The sequence below is a fragment of the Erwinia aphidicola genome, assembly GCF_024169515.1.
GTDB classification, from domain to species: Bacteria; Pseudomonadota; Gammaproteobacteria; order Enterobacterales; family Enterobacteriaceae; genus Erwinia; species Erwinia aphidicola.
Genome location: NZ_JAMKCQ010000001.1, coordinates 3,444,871 through 3,464,043, shown reverse-complemented (window position 1 = coordinate 3,464,043; position 19,173 = coordinate 3,444,871). Strand labels below are relative to the sequence as shown.

At 53.3% G+C, this 19,173-nt stretch carries 19 protein-coding genes and 1 pseudogene; 10 read left to right on the top strand and 10 right to left on the bottom strand.

Going from position 1 to position 19,173, the window contains the following annotated elements:
• Window positions 1-64: 64 nt before the first annotated feature.
• Window positions 65-787, bottom strand: coding sequence for an autoinducer binding domain-containing protein (locus tag J2Y91_RS16185; RefSeq protein WP_133623977.1), 723 nt, complete (start codon window positions 785-787; stop codon window positions 65-67).
• A 590-nt stretch (window positions 788-1,377) separates the two neighbouring features.
• Entirely contained in the window at window positions 1,378-2,076 is a 699-nt protein-coding gene (locus tag J2Y91_RS16180) for an extensin-like domain-containing protein (protein ID WP_133623978.1), read from the bottom strand.
• A gap of 201 nt (window positions 2,077-2,277) precedes the next feature.
• Between J2Y91_RS16180 and cycA the strand changes: the two genes are divergently transcribed.
• Window positions 2,278-3,672 carry a D-serine/D-alanine/glycine transporter gene (cycA, locus tag J2Y91_RS16175; RefSeq protein WP_133623979.1) on the top strand — a complete coding sequence of 465 codons (1,395 nt, stop codon included), beginning with the start codon at window positions 2,278-2,280 and terminating at the stop codon, window positions 3,670-3,672.
• A gap of 41 nt (window positions 3,673-3,713) precedes the next feature.
• On the opposite strand, the gene J2Y91_RS16170 is transcribed toward cycA, so the two are convergent.
• Window positions 3,714-4,694, bottom strand: coding sequence for a metal-dependent hydrolase (locus J2Y91_RS16170; RefSeq protein WP_133623980.1), 981 nt, complete (start codon window positions 4,692-4,694; stop codon window positions 3,714-3,716).
• Between the two features lie 24 nt (window positions 4,695-4,718).
• A complete protein-coding gene (gene rutR / locus J2Y91_RS16165; RefSeq protein WP_048916455.1) occupies window positions 4,719-5,384 on the bottom strand; it encodes an HTH-type transcriptional regulator RutR in 666 nt (221 codons plus the stop codon).
• A gap of 256 nt (window positions 5,385-5,640) precedes the next feature.
• Between rutR and rutA the strand changes: the two genes are divergently transcribed.
• The 6 genes from rutA to rutG are packed head-to-tail and all read left to right on the top strand — an operon-like array spanning window position 5,641 to window position 10,602.
• Complete coding sequence (gene rutA / locus J2Y91_RS16160; RefSeq protein ID WP_133623981.1) at window positions 5,641-6,732, top strand: pyrimidine utilization protein A; 1,092 nt, start codon at window positions 5,641-5,643, stop codon at window positions 6,730-6,732.
• Entirely contained in the window at window positions 6,732-7,478 is a 747-nt protein-coding gene (rutB, locus tag J2Y91_RS16155) for a pyrimidine utilization protein B (RefSeq protein WP_133623982.1), read from the top strand. Before rutA ends, rutB begins: the two co-directional genes overlap by 1 nt.
• Window positions 7,479-7,508: 30 nt before the next feature.
• Complete coding sequence (gene rutC / locus J2Y91_RS16150) at window positions 7,509-7,895, top strand: pyrimidine utilization protein C (RefSeq protein WP_133623983.1); 387 nt, start codon at window positions 7,509-7,511, stop codon at window positions 7,893-7,895.
• 10 nt (window positions 7,896-7,905) lie between these two features.
• Window positions 7,906-8,730, top strand: a complete 825-nt coding sequence (gene rutD, locus J2Y91_RS16145) for a pyrimidine utilization protein D (RefSeq protein ID WP_133623984.1) — start codon at window positions 7,906-7,908, stop codon at window positions 8,728-8,730.
• Window positions 8,715-9,239, top strand: coding sequence for an NADH-dependent FMN reductase RutF (gene rutF / locus J2Y91_RS16140; RefSeq protein ID WP_048916460.1), 525 nt, complete (start codon window positions 8,715-8,717; stop codon window positions 9,237-9,239). The genes rutD and rutF overlap by 16 nt, the downstream gene beginning before the upstream one ends.
• Before the next feature lie 34 nt (window positions 9,240-9,273).
• Window positions 9,274-10,602: a pyrimidine utilization transport protein G gene (rutG, locus tag J2Y91_RS16135; RefSeq protein ID WP_133623985.1), complete on the top strand. Its 1,329-nt coding sequence runs from the start codon at window positions 9,274-9,276 to the stop codon at window positions 10,600-10,602.
• A gap of 33 nt (window positions 10,603-10,635) precedes the next feature.
• Here rutG and J2Y91_RS16130 read toward each other — a convergent pair whose 3' ends face one another.
• Window positions 10,636-11,535 carry a DMT family transporter gene (locus tag J2Y91_RS16130; RefSeq protein ID WP_133623986.1) on the bottom strand — a complete coding sequence of 300 codons (900 nt, stop codon included), beginning with the start codon at window positions 11,533-11,535 and terminating at the stop codon, window positions 10,636-10,638.
• A 124-nt stretch (window positions 11,536-11,659) separates the two neighbouring features.
• A complete protein-coding gene (locus J2Y91_RS16125; RefSeq protein WP_048916463.1) occupies window positions 11,660-11,845 on the bottom strand; it encodes a con-10 family general stress protein in 186 nt (61 codons plus the stop codon).
• Between the two features lie 449 nt (window positions 11,846-12,294).
• Between J2Y91_RS16125 and J2Y91_RS16120 the strand changes: the two genes are divergently transcribed.
• Window positions 12,295-12,987 carry a DUF4145 domain-containing protein gene (locus J2Y91_RS16120; RefSeq protein ID WP_133623987.1) on the top strand — a complete coding sequence of 231 codons (693 nt, stop codon included), beginning with the start codon at window positions 12,295-12,297 and terminating at the stop codon, window positions 12,985-12,987.
• A gap of 61 nt (window positions 12,988-13,048) precedes the next feature.
• Here J2Y91_RS16120 and J2Y91_RS16115 read toward each other — a convergent pair whose 3' ends face one another.
• The 4 genes and pseudogenes from J2Y91_RS16115 to J2Y91_RS16100 form a co-directional block, all read right to left on the bottom strand.
• Window positions 13,049-13,522, bottom strand: a complete 474-nt coding sequence (locus J2Y91_RS16115) for a type II toxin-antitoxin system YafO family toxin (protein WP_133623988.1) — start codon at window positions 13,520-13,522, stop codon at window positions 13,049-13,051.
• Between the two features lie 723 nt (window positions 13,523-14,245).
• Window positions 14,246-15,370: pseudogene (locus J2Y91_RS16110) on the bottom strand (IS3 family transposase).
• A gap of 1,063 nt (window positions 15,371-16,433) precedes the next feature.
• Entirely contained in the window at window positions 16,434-17,966 is a 1,533-nt protein-coding gene (locus tag J2Y91_RS16105) for a recombinase family protein (RefSeq protein WP_253538761.1), read from the bottom strand.
• Window positions 17,963-18,193: a recombinase family protein gene (locus tag J2Y91_RS16100; protein WP_253538758.1), complete on the bottom strand. Its 231-nt coding sequence runs from the start codon at window positions 18,191-18,193 to the stop codon at window positions 17,963-17,965. The genes J2Y91_RS16105 and J2Y91_RS16100 overlap by 4 nt, the downstream gene beginning before the upstream one ends.
• 44 nt (window positions 18,194-18,237) lie before the next feature.
• Here J2Y91_RS16100 and wrbA point away from each other — a divergent pair, with 44 nt between their 5' ends.
• The gene (wrbA, locus tag J2Y91_RS16095) at window positions 18,238-18,858 is read left to right on the top strand and encodes an NAD(P)H:quinone oxidoreductase (protein WP_133623990.1); all 621 of its coding nucleotides are present in this window, start codon (window positions 18,238-18,240) and stop codon (window positions 18,856-18,858) included.
• Window positions 18,859-18,879: 21 nt separating this feature from the next.
• Window positions 18,880-19,110: a YccJ family protein gene (locus tag J2Y91_RS16090; protein WP_048916465.1), complete on the top strand. Its 231-nt coding sequence runs from the start codon at window positions 18,880-18,882 to the stop codon at window positions 19,108-19,110.
• Window positions 19,111-19,173: the final 63 nt, after the last annotated feature.

Here is a 19,173-nt window from a genome sequence, read left to right as displayed (position 1 = left end):
TGGGCGCAGGGTAGACAACCGGTTAGCAATACGAAACTACCAAAATTAGTAGTTGCATCCTCTTTCAGATTAAACCGATTGCTGCAGCGTAAGAGGCGATTTGCGTTTTGTTTGGTGCATTAAATCGTTTTTGCATGTTTTTTTGGTGAAAGTTCACCGTATTTTTTGAAATTGAGAGTATTAAGGATATTTCTGCAGAAGTTTTTCCCTCCGCTGTCCATTTTAGTATCTCCAATTCTCGTTCACTTAATTCCAGTTTAGCGGCCGTCATCGAGATATCATCCATCTCGATCAGCGCAGCAAGGCTCAGTTCGGCCAGGTTCTGAAGTTGAAGCTCCAGTCCAGTTGTTAACTGAATAGTCTTACTTTCACAAGCATAGGACATCGACAAGATACCCATAGATCGATTCTTCGCCATCATCGAACATGAAATACCGTGATAGATGCCGTGTTTACGGGCAGCCCGGAACACTTTTCTGCCTGCTGCATCGGCCATTTCGTCCCACGGCCAGACGTTTCCAGGAGCACGACAAATTTTCAAAACCGGATCGAGCTGTGCAAAGTCCTCCTGCAAATAATACTCGACCCAATTCTGTGGATAATTAGTAAAAAAAAAGGTTTTCGGCCGGGTAAAAGGAACGGGGTGCCGAATAAAAAATGCATAAAAATCGAATCCCAGATGAGACATCTGCTGCTCAATAGTACGGGTAATATCAGCCTTGCTGACAACCTGACTAAAGGCAAATTGCATTTCGGTTCGCCAACTGAAATAGTTCTCAGGTGTCATAACGCCTCAGCGGGACAGTGGTAAAACTCCATACCCTAATTATAATTGTCATTGTCTAACTGGTCGCAAAAAATGAATGTCGTCGAGTAAAAGCTAACTATCCCGCGTGTTCCGCCAGGCGTTAAAGCCGTGCTTAATGCAGCATTATTCATGACTGGGGGCATTAAAAATTATCGGGGAAATTATCCCGAAAAAGCGTTCTGCAGCCGTTAAAAAAGCAGGCATGCCGGCACCAAATGATCTGCAACCGGGATAGCGAGATTTATCTCCGCCCTCACCACATGGCGTTAGAATAGGATTTTTCCTATAAATATTCAATAAATTTGCCCCCTTTTCCCTGCCGTTTACACATAAAAGTTTTACACGATCAATTAGGGTATTTTGGTTAAAAAACAGTAACTTCCTGTGGGTTACTAGTTAAACACACTGATATCATTGTTAATTATCCTTAACCTTAACCAATTTGGCTTTACACAATAGATTAACCTGCGGGAAAAAACATCAGATATATCCACATTTATACTAAGGCCTTACGCTTAGCCACCCTGACAATCAAACGGGGTTAAAAGATGAAATTCGCAGGGTAGCCCTCAGCGACAGAGGCTAAACCCGCGCATGCCCAGATGAAAATGGTTAGCGTGAGCGGCGTTATATTCCGGCCCCAGCGAGTTGCCGAACAGGCCGCAGCTTTGCGCAAACACCTGATGCAGCCAGCGACTGCGGGCATCATTCGCCTGCCAGTGATTCAGCACGCTAATACGCTGACCATTTTGCAAGCGAAATGCGCTGAGGTCCCACGCTTCGGCGCTGGCGTGCTCGCTCAGCCGCCCTTGCGCACGATGATAAATATTGCGGCAGGCATAACTACCAAGGTGGTCAATCCGCGCCAGAGGCGAGCCTAACTCACTCTGCGCCAGCGGTTTCAGGGCCTGGGTCACCAGCATCGTGCTGCTCACCGCCAGCGCGCAGCTGGCGAGAAAGCTTGAGCTGAGTTTGACCTCGCCAAAGCCTGTGATACGCACCGGGTCGACCAGCGGGCATTGCCCCTGCAGGTTGCCGGGGCGCGTATAGCTGATATAGCCCGCACTCTCGGCCTGCTGCAGCACCGCCAGGCAGCCAGCGCCGTCACTCGCCAGCCGCTTCAGCTTGTAGCGCGTCACCAGCGTGGGCGGGTCGGTCACCGCCAGCGGGGTAGCGGGATTCCATTCGGCGGGCAGTTTTTTTAGCAGGGTGGGCAACGCCAGCCAGCCAAGCAAAGCCAGTAGTGCAAATGCGATTAATTGCTTCATTTCCCTCCCCTTTTATTGTGTGGGTGAGATCAACGCCGGGTTTTTAAGCAGGCGATGCGTGCTTCTCGCAGTTTAGCCGCAATTTCTGCTTTATCCTCCGGTCTTTTGCGTTAAGCTCTTGACCGCACTAACCTCGACATCATCGATTTATTAAAAGCCATCAGAGCTTAAACATCATCACCACAGGACAGGAAACCCAATATGGTTGATCAATCAAAAGAGGCAATCGTCTCGGAGGAAGGACCGGATACACTCCGGCGTAACCTGCATAATCGTCATATTCAGCTGATTGCTATCGGCGGTGCGATCGGTACCGGTCTGTTTATGGGGTCGGGTAAAACTATCAGCCTGGCCGGGCCGTCAATCATCTTCGTCTATATGATCATCGGCTTTATGCTGTTCTTTGTCATGCGCGCCATGGGCGAGCTGCTGCTCTCCAATCTGGAGTACAAATCCTTTAGCGATTTCGCCGCCGACCTGCTCGGTCCCTGGGCGGGGTATTTTACCGGCTGGACCTACTGGTTCTGCTGGGTGGTAACCGGCATTGCTGATGTGGTGGCTATTGCCTCCTACTTCCAGCTGTGGTTCCCCGACTTCTCGGTCTGGATGAGCGCCCTGCTGTGCATCGCGATATTTTTAACGCTGAATATCGCCACGGTAAAACTGTTTGGCGAAATGGAGTTCTGGTTTGCGATTATTAAAATCGTCGCCATCGTTGCGCTGATCGCCACCGGTATCGTGCTGGTCGCCATGCACTACCCTTCTCCGGGCGGCGGCACCGCTTCCCTGAGCAATATCTGGGATCACGGCGGAATGTTCCCGCAAGGGCTGAGCGGCTTCTTTGCCGGGTTCCAGATCGCGGTCTTTGCCTTTGTGGGTATTGAGCTGGTCGGCACCGCTGCCGCTGAAACGCACGATCCAAAAACCGTGCTGCCGCGTGCAATTAACGCCATTCCGCTGCGTATCATTATGTTCTACGTGCTGGCGCTGATGGTGATTATGGCGGTAACACCGTGGGATCAGGTGGTCGCGGACCGCAGCCCGTTCGTGGAGATGTTTGTGCTGATCGGCCTGCCGGCGGCGGCAAGCATCGTTAACTTTGTGGTACTGACCTCGGCAGCCTCCTCGGCGAACAGCGGTATCTTCTCGACCAGCCGCATGCTGTACGGTCTGGCGCAACAGGGCGTGGCCCATCGTCGTTTCGGCATGCTGTCAAGCCGCGCCGTGCCGACCACCGGGCTGTTCTTCTCCTGCCTGTGCCTGCTGGGCGGGGTTGCGCTGATTTATCTGATCCCGAACGTGATGACGGTGTTTACCCTGGTCACCACGGTATCCGCGATTCTGTTTATGTTTGTCTGGACCATTATTCTGTGCTCATACCTGGCGTACCGTAAGAAGTACCCGCAGCGGCACGCTGAATCGAGCTACAAGATGCCGCTGGGCAAATTCATGTGCTGGATCTGCATCGCCTTCTTCGCTTTCGTCATTGTGCTGCTGACGCTGGAAACCGATACGCGCCAGGCGCTGATGGTAACGCCGCTGTGGTTCCTGATGCTGGCGGTGGGTTGGTTCCTGCGCAAGCGTAAGGCGGGGTAACTCTGTCGCCCGTGCCGGGCATGATGCCCGGCACGGTAGGTTTAGAAGCGTGACCACAGTTTATGCAGTGCCTGCCCGAGCGGTGGGCGCTGTACCGCCAGACGCGATGGCTTATAAGGCCCCTCTTTAAGCGGCAGCGGACCGAGATCAAAGGTAAAGGTGTAGTCCGGCTCCTCCCCCATCCGCAAATCGGTGATGGTGATATAGCCATTGACCTGCTTCATGGCAAAGAAGCCGCGGCTAAACCAGGCCACGCGCTGCACGTACCAGTTCGACGCCAGCTGCTGATACAGCGCCGTACCGCGATCGTGGGTGGTTAATGCCAGCGGTGTGTGCGGGCTGAGCAGTGAATAGAACCCCTCCTGATAGCTGTCCTCCCTCATGACCACCACGCGCCACTGCAGGGTATTTAAGGCTGTCGGCGTGACCAGCAGTTGCTCAACGTCATCGCGGTCTGCCGCCAGCTGCTGCTTCACCTCATGCGTCACCCACGCCTGCGCGACCATGCTCCACAGCAGATAAACACAGCTGAGGCTCAGCCCGATGCGATTCCAGCGTCGCCCGCGCTCCCCGCGCCACGCCAGCGCGGCAACCATTCCCACCAGCAGCGGCAGCGTATAGAGCGGATCGACAATAAACATGCTGCCGATGGCAAACGGCCGATCGGTAAATGGCAGCGCCAGCTGGGTGCCGTAGACCGTGGTCAAATCCAGCAGCGGGTGAGTGATCAGCGCCAGCCACACCGCCACCCACCAGCGGGCGAAGTGCTGCTGCTGGCGGCAAAGGCGGGCAAACAGCGCGGCCAGCAGCGGCGAAACCAGGGTCAACCACAGCAGCGCATGGCTTTCAGTACGGTGAAGGGTCATATTGCGGATAGCATCGCCGTGGTCGATAAATACATCAAGGTCCGGCAGCGTGCCGCACGCCGCGCCCACGGCCGCAGCCTGCCATACCGGTGCTTTGCGCCCCATCACGGCAACGGCTACCGCAGCGCCCAACACAAATTGTGAAACGGAATCCATAAACCTGTCCTGTTCAGCCTGCGGTTAGCGTACGCGAATACCCTCAATCACCATGCGCTGCACGTTCTCTACCGTCTGGTTAAAGAACTGCTCATCCTGCAGCGTTTGCCCGGTTATCGCCTCTACCTGCGTGGAGAAATCGGCATAGTGCTGCGTGGTGGCCCACAGCATAAAGATCAGATGGTGCGGCTGGACCGCCGCCAGCTTGCCCTGCACCACCCATGCCTCAATCACCGCCGCTTTATCTTCCACCAGGTGACGGAGATCGCCCGCCAGTTCGGCCTTCAGCAGCGGCGCCCCCTGCAGCATCTCCAGACAGAACAGACGTGAGGCCTGCGGATGATCGCGTGACACTTCCAGCTTAAGGCGGATGTAGTCGCGTATCGCCTCCAGCGGATGCTGATCGGCACGCAGCGCACGCAGCGGCGCCAGCCACACGTCCAGCAGATCTTTCAGCACCGCGATATACAGCTCTTCTTTCGACGGGAAATAGTAAAGCAGATTGGTTTTGGAAACGTCAGCGCGTTCAGCCACTTTATCCAGGCTGGTGCCGTGGATGCCAAACTGGGAAAAAAACTCCAGCGCTGCCGCCAGAATAGCGTTGCGCTTGGCGGCTACCGCGCGGGAACGGCGGGTTGAGGCTTTTGCCGCAGGCTTATCAGTCGAATTCACCGTGACTCCATGATCCATGTGGGTTGCGGGGATAATATCAAATCGCCCGAAGCATACCTAATCAGAGGGATGCACTTATATTGACCACGCCTGCCTGCTTTTTGTGCAGATAGTTTTGACCAAATGGTCTGATTTGGACCATCCACTCCAGTACAATTTCACAACCTTTAAGCAACACGCTGTTTTTAATGACTTTTCTGATTATGGCACAGCCTTTGCAATATTCCTGCACAGCGTATCGCAGTCAATCTTTCGCTTAATCAGAGGATTTCACATGAAAATTGGTGTCTTTATCCCTATCGGTAACAACGGCTGGCTGATCTCCAACAACGCGCCGCAGTACATGCCCACGTTCGAACTGAACAAAGCCATTGTGCAGAAAGCCGAGCACTATCACTTTGATTTCGCCCTGTCGATGATCAAGCTGCGCGGCTTCGGTGGCCAGACCGAATTCTGGGACCACAACCTGGAGTCCTTTACCCTGATGGCCGGACTGGCCGCCGTCACCTCACGCATTGAAATATACGCCACCGCCGCCACTCTGACACTGCCTCCGGCTATCGTGGCGCGCATGGCCTCAACGATTGACTCCATTTCCGGCGGACGCTTCGGCGTTAACCTGGTGACCGGCTGGCAGAAGCCGGAATATGACCAGATGGGCCTGTGGCCGGGCGATGAGTACTTCTCGCGCCGCTACGACTATCTGACCGAATACGTCAGCGTGCTGCGCGATCTGTGGGGCACGGGTAAGTCAGATCTCAAAGGTGAGTTCTTTACCATGAACGATTGCCGCCTCAGCCCGCAGCCGCAGAAGCCGATGAAGGTGATCTGCGCCGGACAGAGCGATGCGGGCATGGCCTTCTCCGCGAAGCACGCCGATTACAACTTCTGCTTCGGTAAAGGGGTGAATACGCCGACCGCATTCGCCCCGACCGCTGCGCGGATGAAAACGGCGGCCGATGCCGCAGGGCGCGATGTCGGCTCCTATGTGCTGTTTATGATCATCGCCGATGAAACCGACGAGGCGGCGCGGGCGAAATGGGAGCACTACAAAGAGGGGGCAGACGAACAAGCGCTGGCGTGGCTGACCACGCAGAGCCAGCAGGATAAGAAATCCGGCAGCGATACCAACGTGCGCCAGATGGCTGACCCGACTTCTGCGGTGAATATCAATATGGGCACGTTGGTCGGCTCTTACGCCAGCGTCGCGCGCATGCTGGATGAGGTAGCAACGGTTGAAGGCACTCACGGCGTGCTACTGACCTTTGATGATTTCCTACAGGGCATTGAGAACTTCGGCGAGCGCATCCAGCCGCTGATGCAGTGCCGCCTTGATGTGATTGATGCTACTCAGGAGGTCGCGTAATGAAGAGCAAACCCGCCGTGGTCTGTACCACCGCCTCAAGCCAGAATGCCATTACCCTGCCCGCTCGCCCGGAAGCGATTGTCTTTCCGCCGGAGCAGACCGCGCTGATTGTGGTAGATATGCAGAATGCCTACGCCACCACCGGCGGCTATCTCGATCTCGCCGGCTTTGATGTCTCCGCCACCCGCCCGGTGATCGACCAGATCAACGTGGCGGTTAAAGCGGCGCGCAACGCCGGGATCCAGATTATCTGGTTCCAGAACGGCTGGGACGATCAGTACGTGGAAGCGGGTGGCCCCGGCTCACCGAACTGGCATAAATCCAACGCGCTGAAAACCATGCGCCAGAAGCCGGAGCTGCAGGGCACCCTGCTGGCGAAGGGCGGCTGGGATTATCAGCTGGTCGACGAACTGACGCCGCAGCCGGGCGATATTGTGCTGCCAAAACCGCGCTACAGCGGCTTCTTCAACACTGCGCTCGACAGCATGCTGCGCAGCCGCGGAATTCGCCACCTGGTGTTTACCGGCATTGCGACCAACGTCTGCGTGGAGTCGACGCTGCGCGACGGCTTCTTCCTTGAATACTTTGGCATCGTGCTGGAAGACGCGACCTATCAGGCCGGGCCGCTGTTTGCCCAGCAGGCGGCGATTTTCAATATCGAAACCTTCTTTGGCTGGGTCTCTGACGTCGGCAGCTTCTGTCGCGCATTACAGCATGAACCTACCGCCGCACAACAAACGGCATAAAAACTGCATTTCTGAGACGGAGTCAAGAGCATGCCAAAAACGATTATCACCCCACCGGGCACCAGCGTGCCGATTGCGCCTTTTGTGCCGGGAACGCTGGCCGACGGCGTGGTGTATGTCTCCGGGACATTGCCATTCGATAAGGACAACAACGTGGTGCATGTCGGTGATGCTGCCGCGCAGACGCGTCACGTGCTGGAAACGATCAAAAGCGTGATTGAGACGGCGGGCGGCACGATGGACGACGTGACCTTTAACTCGATCTTTATCACCGACTGGAGCCACTACGCGGCGGTTAACGCGGTGTATGCCGAGTTCTTCCCCGGCGAAAAACCGGCGCGCTTCTGTATTCAGTGCGGGCTGGTGAAACCCGATGCGCTGATTGAGATCGCCAGCGTCGCGCATATCGGTCAATAAGGAGTGACGCATGCATATTGAGCTTTCAGGCCGCGACGATGCCGGCGCCGCGACCGTGGTACTTTCCGCCGGGCTGGGCGGGCTGGGCAGTTTCTGGCTACCGCAGATGAATGCTCTGCGTGCCGCGTATCGCGTGGTGGTGTATGACCAGCGCGGCACCGGCCGCAGCCCGGACACCCTGCCTGAGGGCTACAGCATGCAGGATATGGCCAGTGAACTGGCGCAGGCGCTCAGCGCGCAGGGCATCGAACGCTACGACATCATCGGTCACGCGCTGGGTGGCATGGTGGCGCTGCAGCTGGCGCTCGACTACCCCGAACGCGTGCAGCGCCTGGTGCTGGTTAACGGCTGGCTACAGCTGGATGCCCACACCCGTCGCTGCTTCCGCGTGCGTCAGGATCTGCTGATCAACGTGGGCGTTGAAGCCTGGGTACGGGCTCAGCCGCTGTTCCTCTATCCGGCTGACTGGCTGTCGCAGCATCAGGAGCGCATTGAAGCTGAAGACACGCTGCACGCGGCGCATTTTCAGGGGCGTGAGAACCTGCTGAAACGTTTGCATGCGCTGATGGCCTGTGATTACAGCGCGCAAGCGCAGCGTATCCACCAGCCGGTGCTGCTGCTGTGCGCGCGTGACGATCTGCTGGTGCCCTGGACCTGCTCCGAACAGCTGCTGGCCGCGCTACCTGACGCCACGCTACAGCGCATGAACTGGGGTGGCCATGCCATGAGCGTCACCGACAGTACTACTTTTAATCACCTGCTGATGAGCTGGCTGCAAGATGAGAGCCTGGCCGCCAATACCGCCGAAAGGGAGCCGTTATGTCTGAAGCCCTGAAAATTCCCGTCCCCGATACGCTGGTGGACAAACAGCAGTTTCGCAATGCGATGGCCCGCCTCGGCGCGGCGGTCAATATTATCACCACCGACGGGGCTGGCGGCCGTGCCGGATTTACCGCTTCGGCAGTGTGCAGCGTCACCGATTCGCCGCCAACCCTGCTGGTATGCCTGAACCGTTCCGCCTCGGTATATGACGCTTTCCGCCAGAACCGCCAGCTGTGCGTCAATACGCTGGCCGCCGGGCATGAGGCGTTGTCCAACCTGTTCGGCGGTAAAACGCCAATGGCCGAGCGCTTTGTTGCCGCCGACTGGACGACGGGCGTCACCGGATCGCCGATCCTCAGCGGCGCGCTGATCTCGTTTGACTGCCTCGTCACGCAGACGATGAGCGTCGGCACCCATGACATTCTGGTATGCGAGGCGCAGGCGCTGGTCATCAACGACAGCAGCCATGGCCTGATCTGGTTCGATCGCGGCTATCACCCACTACCCCCACGCAGTTTCTGATTTTTCACGCAGTGCTCACACTCTGGAGATAACGATGGCAGCTTCCTGGTTTCCCAAATGGTCGAAAACAACGGCATCCTCCACGGGTATCGTTGCACCGGATGAAGCCCTGCCCTTAGGGCAGACGGTGATTATGGGTCTGCAGCACGCGGTGGCGATGTTTGGTGCGACGGTATTGATGCCGCTGCTGATGGGGCTGGATCCCAACCTGTCTATTCTGATGTCCGGGGTAGGTACGCTGCTGTTCTTCCTGGTAACGGGCGGCCGCGTGCCGAGCTATCTCGGCTCCAGCGCCGCTTTTGTGGGGGTGGTGATTGCCGTTACCGGATTCAATGGCCAGGGGCTGAACCCCAATCTCAGCGTTGCGCTGGGCGGGATTATCGCCTGCGGCCTGCTCTACACCCTGATTGGAGTCGTGGTGATGAAAGCCGGCACGCGCTGGATTGAGAAGATGATGCCGCCGGTGGTTACTGGCGCAGTGGTGATGGCGATTGGCCTCAACCTGGCGCCGATTGCCGTGCGCGGCGTGTCGGCCTCGATGTTTGACAGCTGGATGGCGGTGATGACGGTGCTGTGCATCGGCGTGGTGGCAGTATTTACCCGCGGCATGGTGCAGCGCCTGCTGATCCTTGTCGGGCTTATCGTTGCCTGGGCGATATATGCGGTGCTGACCAACGGCTTTGGCTTTGGCAAACCGGTCGACTTCAGCCTGCTGGCCCACGCACCGTGGTTCGGCCTGCCGCTGGTCACCTCTCCCACCTTCAGCAGCCAGGCGATGGTGATGATTGCACCCGTGGCGGTAATTTTGGTGGCGGAAAACCTCGGACACCTTAAAGCCGTGGCGGGCATGACCGGGCGCAATCTTGACCCGTATATGGGGCGTGCCTTTGTCGGCGACGGTCTGGCGACCATGCTGTCCGGCGGCGTCGGCGGCAGCGGCGTAACGACCTACGCAGAGAATATCGGGGTGATGGCGGTGACCAAAGTCTATTCGACGCTGGTATTTGTTGCGGCGGCGATGATTGCGATGGTGCTTGGCTTCTCGCCGAAATTCGGCGCGCTGATCCATACCATTCCCGGCCCGGTGATCGGTGGAGCATCGATTGTGGTATTTGGTCTGATTGCCGTGGCGGGCGCACGTATCTGGGTGCAGAACAGGGTCGATCTGAGCCAGAATGGCAACCTGATTATGGTGGCGGTGACGCTGGTGCTGGGCGCCGGGGATTTCGCGTTGAAAATTGGCAGCTTCACGCTGGGTGGGATCGGTACGGCAACCTTTGGCGCTATCCTGCTGAACGCCATTCTGAGCCATAAGCGCGCTGCGGCCTTAAGCGGTAGCAGCGTGGTACGTCAGGACGTTTAATCCCATCGGCTGCGGGTCGGGCATGCCCGATCCCTACGATAGCGCCGATTTATTGCGTTTTTTCAGCTTCAATTCGCTGATTAATACGCCCAACACAATCAGCGCCCCGCCCAGCAGCGCAACGGCGGGCAGGCGCTCCCCGGCAATACGCCCAACAATCCCTGCCCACACCGGTTCACCGGCATAAATCACCGTGGCACGCGTTGGCGATACGCTGCGCTGCGCCCAGTTCATCGTGACCTGAATCAACGCGCTGGCGACCCCCAACCCGACCGCGCTGTACAGCAGGTACGGGCTGAACGGCGGCAGCGACTCTCCGTTGGGCACCATCATCAGAAAGCCAAACAGCGACGCGGCAGCCAGCTGGATCACCGTGACGCGCTGAACGTTCACCTTGCCGGCACTGGCGCTGATCAAAATGATTTCGGCGGCGATGGCCAGCGTGCTGAGCAGCGTGGCAATCTCCCCCGCATTAAACGCCAGTTCGCCGCCGTCCGGCCCGGCCAGCAGCAGCAGGCCGCTAAACGCCAGGACGATGCCCACCCACGACATCAGCCCCGGCATTCTGCCGAGAAACATCCACTGCAGTAGCGGAACCAGCGGCACATACAGCGCGGTAATAAACGCCGATTTACTGCTGGAGATGGTCTGCATGCCGTAGGTTTGCAGGCCGTAGCCGCAGCCAATCGCCAGGCCTATCAGCGCACCGGCTTTGATCTCATACCAGGTCACCCCGCGCAGCACGCGCCAGCAGATCGCCCCCAGCAGCAGCGCGGCCGTTGCAAAGCGTACGCCAATAAAAAAGAACGGCCCGCTGACGGTCATTGCATGATGCACGGCAAGAAAGGTCCCGCCCCAAATCATGGTAATGAGGATCAGCACCCCTTCCTGCGGGTTGACGGCGAATTTATAACGAGAGAGAAAAGCAGACATGGTGCGCCCAGCTGAAAATTTGGCGTCAGTGTGCGGGGTTCGCTTTACGGAATCAAGTGCCGTTATTGTCTACGTAAGGATGAGCCGCCGGGCGAGCCCGGCGGCGGGCTGCGGGTGGGATAGATCAGTGCTCTTCCGTTTTGCTTCTGCTGCCGCGACTGTTGCGGCCACCTTTTTCCCCTGCAAGGGAGGCGCGCTGCGGGTCATTTTTGAAGTTGCCCCCGCTCACTTTTCCGCCCTTCCGCCCTGCTTCTGATGCTCTTTCACGGTTCTCAGCGAAATTTCCAGATCCACCACGATGTTCGGCCATTTCTTACCTCCGAATAGTTAAGACATCATACTGAATTGCCCCGACCGCTGATGCTGCCGCCGGCTGTTTCGCGCACAGGCCACGATGCCCGCCGCGCTGTTAAGCATAGTGTATTAAGCGGAACGTCGTGATAAACGTGGTTCTGATGACGCCCCGATTGCCGCGAACAGCCTGATTTACCCTTTAATTTTCATTAATGAATAATGCGAAATAATAAGCTAAACGGGCGGTGGGTGAGCAAATATTGTTCAGACGGCGGGCATAAGACAGGGCATCTTCTATACTGACAAATCGGACAAACGATCACTTCTCAGCGTTAATCTGGGAGTAGCAAAATGGCAAAGATTTTAGTCACCTTACTTATCTAAACGACACAATAAAATCTAATTGATTTTAAAGATAAAATTTAGGTAGATTGAAGAAAAGTTTTTCATCTATGGAGAGAGATCATGTCTTGGGTGTGTTCACACTGTAATCATGCGTCCGTTATCAGAGAAGGTGATACTAAAGATGCTCATTTCGACTTTTCAACCAGCGATGGTTTTAAACGTTATACTGTTGAGGGTGTAAAATGTCCCAATCCAGATTGTTTAAGAGCGACCGTATCACTCAAGATCAACTCGCTTTATAATTTTTCTGGTGTAATATCAACTACTAATGAAGTACCCACTCATATCCCTATCATCCCTTCTAATCTGGTACCAAACATAAAGAATTACCCTGACTATATACCCTCCGTGATCAGGCAGGACTATCAAGAAGCGTGCTCCATAGTCGAATTATCACCGAAGTCCTCAGCTACTTTAGCAAGACGCGCATTGCAGGGTATGATCAGAGACTTTTGGCAGCTTAAAGAAGAAAATTTAAGCAAAGCAATAAAGGCTCTTGAAGGTAAAGTAGACAGTAATATTTGGGACGCAATCGATGGTGTCAGGAAGGTTGGTAACATCGGCGCTCACATGGAGAGAGACATCAACACTATTGTTGAAGTGAGTCCCGATGAGGCAATGTTACTTATTGAAATGATAGAGATGCTTTTGGATGAGTGGTATATAGCAAGACACGATAGAGATCAGCGGGCTGACAAGATGAAAAAGTTAGCAGATGAAAAGCAAGCAGCCAGAAAACCGCAGAATCCATAAAACAAAAAAACCCAAAGGATATTTTCCTGCGGGGTTATTACAATAGCTTTGCGTTAAAAGTTTAAGCCGCAGCTTCTTGTTTTGATTCGCGGTATGCTTTAGCTTCTTGAATCCACATCATTTTGGCTTCTGCGTTATCCCAATTGGCGTGAGCACCATTATCAATGAAATCAACAACATAATAGTAACGCACTTCTCTGAAAACGAAATAAGAGTAGATTAAGTAGCTATCACTTGTGCATTCCCATTGAACAAGTCGATCACCATCTTCGTCCTCCCACTCACTATCTTCCTGCTTAGTGTGTAGATGACTAAGAGATTCTTGTCTCTGGTAATAGGGATGTTCTTCATCAACATTTGCACGATCTCTACCAAACAATTCAGAGACAGATTCATACTCTTGTTGTTCTTTAGTGGTAGGACGAGAGTGGGTATCGCTTTTCAGTTTGTAAGCTTCAAACTCAGCATAGAAAGGTTTAAACTGCCCATCAGCAGCAAGTTTAGGGCAGCATTCAATATTAATTGCAAGCGGCATGAACTTTATTGTACTCGGCTAAGCGTGAATCTGTTTCACGAGAACTACGACGAGCAACCGCTCTGGTAGTCTTCACGAGTGCATTGAGCTGTTCCCTACTCATACCAGTAGATACAGTTCTTGCTTTAGCTTTTGCCATTTTCGTATCTCCGAATGAAAGGTAGGTGATATCCGTTTTCGGATACCATTAGGATAGTAAGCTATTACTGACGAATACGTCAACCGTATATTTGAGTGAAAGATGAGCGTTTTTATACGCTCACTTTGGTGAGAAAACCTGTCAGGATGCGCTTTCAAGAACTGTACTGTCACTTTGACCGCATTATTGATGAAGGTGTAAATCCTGCATTGTTGCCAGTCCCCTGCCAAGATCCCTGAAGTCCCTGAGCAGACATCATCTAAACTTCGTGCTGCTGCTGAACCTGCTGCTGAACGATTGGTGTAATCATCTGGCTGTAGGTGTCACCGTTTGGTAGTGGGATATCAATTCTGAACGGAGCAATCTGGATAGGGTCTTGCTTAACAGTCAGATATTGCTTAGCTGGTGGTAGGTATGAGGACTGACCGCTGTTTAAGGGTGGATAACCAGATGTAGGTATACCAGAAGTAGCAGCCATAGCATTATCGTGTAGGAAGGTTAGAGCCTTATCTACCCAAGAATCCTTAATCACATTGCCACCGTGAGTCGTTTCTGTCCCGTCTTTACCGCCCCATCCGAACTGCTCATGAGCATATTTCTGGAACTGTGGAATTGTAAGTATCCCAGCTTAAGTTCCACACACTTTTTGAGATTTCCGGTTTCTCAGCCATCAGCCGGTATTCTTCCGGTGTCAGGTTATTCAGGGATTCATGGGGCCGCTCACTGTTGTATTCATTTAGCCAGCGCTCTGTGATTCCCCGTGCTTCGTTCAGCGTTCTGAATAGGTAAAAATCCAGTATTTCTGTCCGGTACGTCCTGTTAAACTTCTCAATAAACGCGTTCTGTGTCGGCTTACCCGGCTTGATAAATTCCAGCATCACACCATGTTCTTCAGCCTATTGCGCCAGAGCCAGTGATATCAGTTCCGGGCCGTTATCCATCCGCATCTTCAGCGGATATCCGCGATTCGCCACTATCCTGTCCAGAACCCGCACCATTCGTTGCGCAGGAATATTCAGATCGATTTCTATCGCAAGGGCATCGAGGTTAAAATCATCCACCACGTTGCAGGTCCGAAAACGCCGACCACAGACCAGCGTGTCTTGCAAAAAATCGATAGACCAGCTCTGATTTAGCGCTTCCGGCGTTGCCAGCGGAGCCGGATTGCGCACCGGAAGACGTTGCTTACCTTGCGTCGAAAATTCAGTTTCAGCAGACAGTAAATCCGGTGTACGCGCTGTGGTTCCAGACGTGCCCCTGCCTGCGCAGCACCTGAAAAAGCTTCTTAAAGCCGTAGCGGGGATAGCGCTCTGCCAACCCGGTCAGCACCTGGATCACCGCTTCATCACGCCGGGTATCGGGCTGGTAAAAATACACCGTCCTTCTCAGCGATAACGTCCTGCATGCCTGGCGTATGCTCATCGTAAACTGCGCGGTCAGATAGTTGACGAGCTCACGCTTTATCGCTGATTTTAAAGCTTTTTTTCGATGACATCTTTCAGCGCCCGGCATTCAAGACTGAGATCGGCAAACATTTGTTTGAGACGGCGATTTTCGTCCTCAAGATCCTTCATCTTTTTGATATCAGAGGCTTCCATCCCGCCGTACTTTGCTTTCCAGTTGTAGTACTAGGCCTCAGATATTCCTGCTTCGCGGCAGACATCTTTGACGGTGCGTCCGGCTTCGACGGATTTCAGAACGGCGATGATTTAGTGTTCAGTGTATCGGGCTTTTCGCATGGTGATCTCCTCGAAGGACATAATCAGTATGTCGGAAGATCTCTAAAAGTGAATGGTCCGGTTAAGCGGGATACTTACACGATGGCAAAAGATCTTAGCCATGCCTATGTAGAGAATACCGTCAGGGCCACTATCCAGCACTCTGGGGACAGTTACTGACTCACCTGCCCTGTCGAAGCTTCTGAGCATGTAAACGCCACCAGATGTCAGGTAGGAAGGATTTACCGTAGAGATGAACTGTTGTCCAGTTAGAAGGAGATCTGAAAGGTGCTGACTAAAGCTGTAACTCTGGAAATCCATATTCTTCTATTTTTGTATAGGTAGGTTGCAGGTATGCTCAGTTAAGGAACATAGTAGCAACTGGCTTACCGCCTGTACGTTGCTGGATCGCTCACCAGTTTGCTTGTCTGTTCAGACTACTGTAAAGAATACTGTTAAGGGGTAACTGTTAACTCAAACCCAATTGGATAGTTTCAGATGGTGTCAAGTATGTGTCAAAATTTATAAGTATTTTTAATGAAAACCTGAAATTACACCCTTACCTAATAATCACGGTGGTGACCAATGGGACATCTCAGCCCGTATAGTAAAGCAGAATTACGCCTACAAGGCGGTTGTGGCAAACCAATGGGTGGTTTCATCACAGCCAAATGTGGTGACACTCAACCTGATATGGAAGTACATATGTGCAGTGACTGCCATAAGCTTTGGGAAGAGGCTGTTAAGAGAATGCATGAGCAGCAACAGGGCTAACCAGAGGGGCATAGAAGCCCCTTTGACGTTAAACTTGAGAGTTTGTACTGGTTAATGTGCAGGCTGCTTAGAATTGACAATAATTAAGGTCATACGAACTGGTTAACTTATATAGTGCCTATTACCCTGCTTGAAATAGAACTTTCTACCCTTCTCATCTGTGTAAAGAGTTTCTGGGCCTTTAGGTTCCAAATCCCGTTGAACACTGGATAGTTGCTCACGTCTCAACGCCTCATTTCGTGGTTGCGGATTCATCATGTTTTCGTAAGCTTCATAATCGTCATTCATTTTTATCACCTTGTGCATTTGGATAGTCTGGCTCATCAGCTTCAGGCCATTCTATAAAATCAGGATTACCCCTTCCCTTAAATTCTTCAGCAGGAAACACTTTGGGCAACTCTTTCCCCATTACTGCAATGAAATCCTGATCAGGTGTGTCGTCAGTTGCTTGTTCAAAGGTCAGGGTAAGGTTACGCTCACCTTCCAGTGAAAACCCTTTGATCACATTCCCATTGTGCAGATATACATCTACCAACTTTTCACGCCCATCAACGGTGATTCTCTTAACCAGCTTCTTGATGATGACATGAGCTTCTGCCCTGCCCTGCCCTGCCCTGCCCTGCCCTGCCCTGCCCTGCCCTCCCCTGCCCTGCACATTCTCAAGGTTAAGCTTTGATAAATCCAAGTCTGTGACCGATGCAATGCGCATGGTTTCACGCCTCAGCTCAGACTGAATAGACTCTTTATCACGTTGTTTATCTGCAAGCGCATCACGTATCTGGGTGATATTGGGGAGTTGTAGCAGGGTCTCTGTGAGAGTCTGTAGTTCTCGGTCAACCATATGAAGCCTGCGTTTCAGATCGTTTATCTGTGACTGGTCTGTGTTGCTGTCATAGAGCTGGCTAAGCTTGCTGAACAGTCTGGTACAGAGTACTGTATCAAGCTTTTTACGGGACACTGAACCATATTTACAGCGTCCTTCATGCATACCAGTGCATCTGTATGTACCCTGGTAAACAGGTTTACGGATACCTGAAGGTGTCATCGTCAGGCCACATCTGCAACTTAACAATGTCCTGAAGATATTAACGTATTGCCAGTGTTCACCTGCTGCCAGCCTCCCCTTCCCTCCCTGTTCAAGAAGCGTTTGAACAGCACTGAACGTTTGATCGTCAATAATCTTGGGGTAATAGTCGGGTATCTCATCACGCAGGATTATCTTTCTATCCAGTGTGCTGAACTTGGCGGGAAGGTAACCGATAACGCTGCGCGAAGTCAGTATGTGCTTAACAGATATGGCTGACCAGTTTCCGCAAGCAGGCTTGATCGTTTTTGAGATACGGACTTTACGATCATTAATCGTGGGATAGTTGTTTTCGTTAAGATATTTGCAGATGGCAAACATGCTGTGACCCGCTAAACGCATCTGAAATATGATTCTGACAATGGCTGCTTTGTCTTCAATCACGGTGAATGATTGCCTGTCTGAGCTTATTTCTATCCAGCCTGGTGTCTGTTTCCCCATAGGTAAGCCTGACATGACTGCTTTATCAGTTTTGGCTTTCCAGACAGCAACAGTTCGGGCCTGTTTGACTACAGACTCTTGGTGCGCCCTTTCAGCAATAAGGATGTGTTTGATTAGACGGATAGGGTCACTAAGTGACGATTTGTCGTAACGTTCATTGTCACCCAAGGTCAGAATTTCAACATCCTTTCTAAGAATCTGCCTGATATCATCACTGGCGCTATCAATATCCGCACGACTGGAACGATCAAAGTTTTCCAGTACGATAAGACTACCCGCTGGTATCACCCACTCAGAACATTGTCTAACATGCGCTTGAAATCCCCCCCTTCAGCCTTGTGCTGCTGGTGGAATCCAGACTTACCTTTGTCAACGTAACGATGGGTTACAGACATGAAATATTCCTGGCTGTTCTTACGATAAAAAGCATCGATCATATCGTTCTGCCTACGTAGGCTATCACCAGAGTCTTGGGCCTTGGTGCTCCATCGCACGTAAGATACAAGCAATTTCATGTGCTACGCTTTCCGTTGGGTTCATTCGCTAAGGGCATATTATCATGCAAGACGAAGAACGTGTTAAGGCAAGAATACTGGTGCTCTATTACTCAATGTACGGCCACATTGAGACCATGGCTCAGGCCGTCGCCGAAGGCGCAAAACGCGTTTCCGGCGCCGAAGTCACTATCAAGCGCGTACCGGAGACCATGGATGCCACCCGCTTCGCCGAGGTGGGCGGCAAAACCGGGCAGGCTGCCGCAGAAGCCACCCCGGATGAACTGGCGCAGTATGATGCCATTCTGCTTGGCACCCCTACCCGCTTCGGCAATATGGCCGGGCAGATGCGCAGCTTCCTTGACCGAACCGGCGGGCTGTGGGCATCGGGCGCGCTGTACGGCAAGCTTGCCAGCGTGTTTGCCTCCACCGGCACCGGCGGCGGTCAGGAACAGACCATCACTTCAACCTGGACGACCCTTGCCCACCACGGCATGGTGATTGTCCCCATCGGATACGGTACCAAAGAGCTGTTTGATATTTCGCAGGTGCGCGGAGGAACGCCCTACGGTGCTACCACCATTGCCGGAGGCGATGGTTCACGTCAACCCAGTGCCGAAGAGCTGAATATTGCCCGCTATCAGGGTGAGTACGTTGCCGGGCTGGCGGTAAAACTTAACGGATAATCTCAACCACAGGAGAGCAATATGCTAACGCAGAAATCGAAAGAACATCACGTCGGGGAATTTGCATCCGTCCGTAATACCTCTAAGGAGATTGCTGAGGCTATTTTCGAAGTGGCAAATTACGATGAAAAGCTCGCTGAGCAGATCTGGGAGCAGCAGGGTAGCGACGAAGTCCTTATTCGCGCCTTCGAAAAAACGGATCAGGACGTTCTGACCTGGGACAGCAAAGTGGTTGAGCGCAGGAACGTTTAACGATATCAGGGCGGGTCTAACCCGCCCTTTCACGCGTAGGACTCATCCGATAACTGAACATCC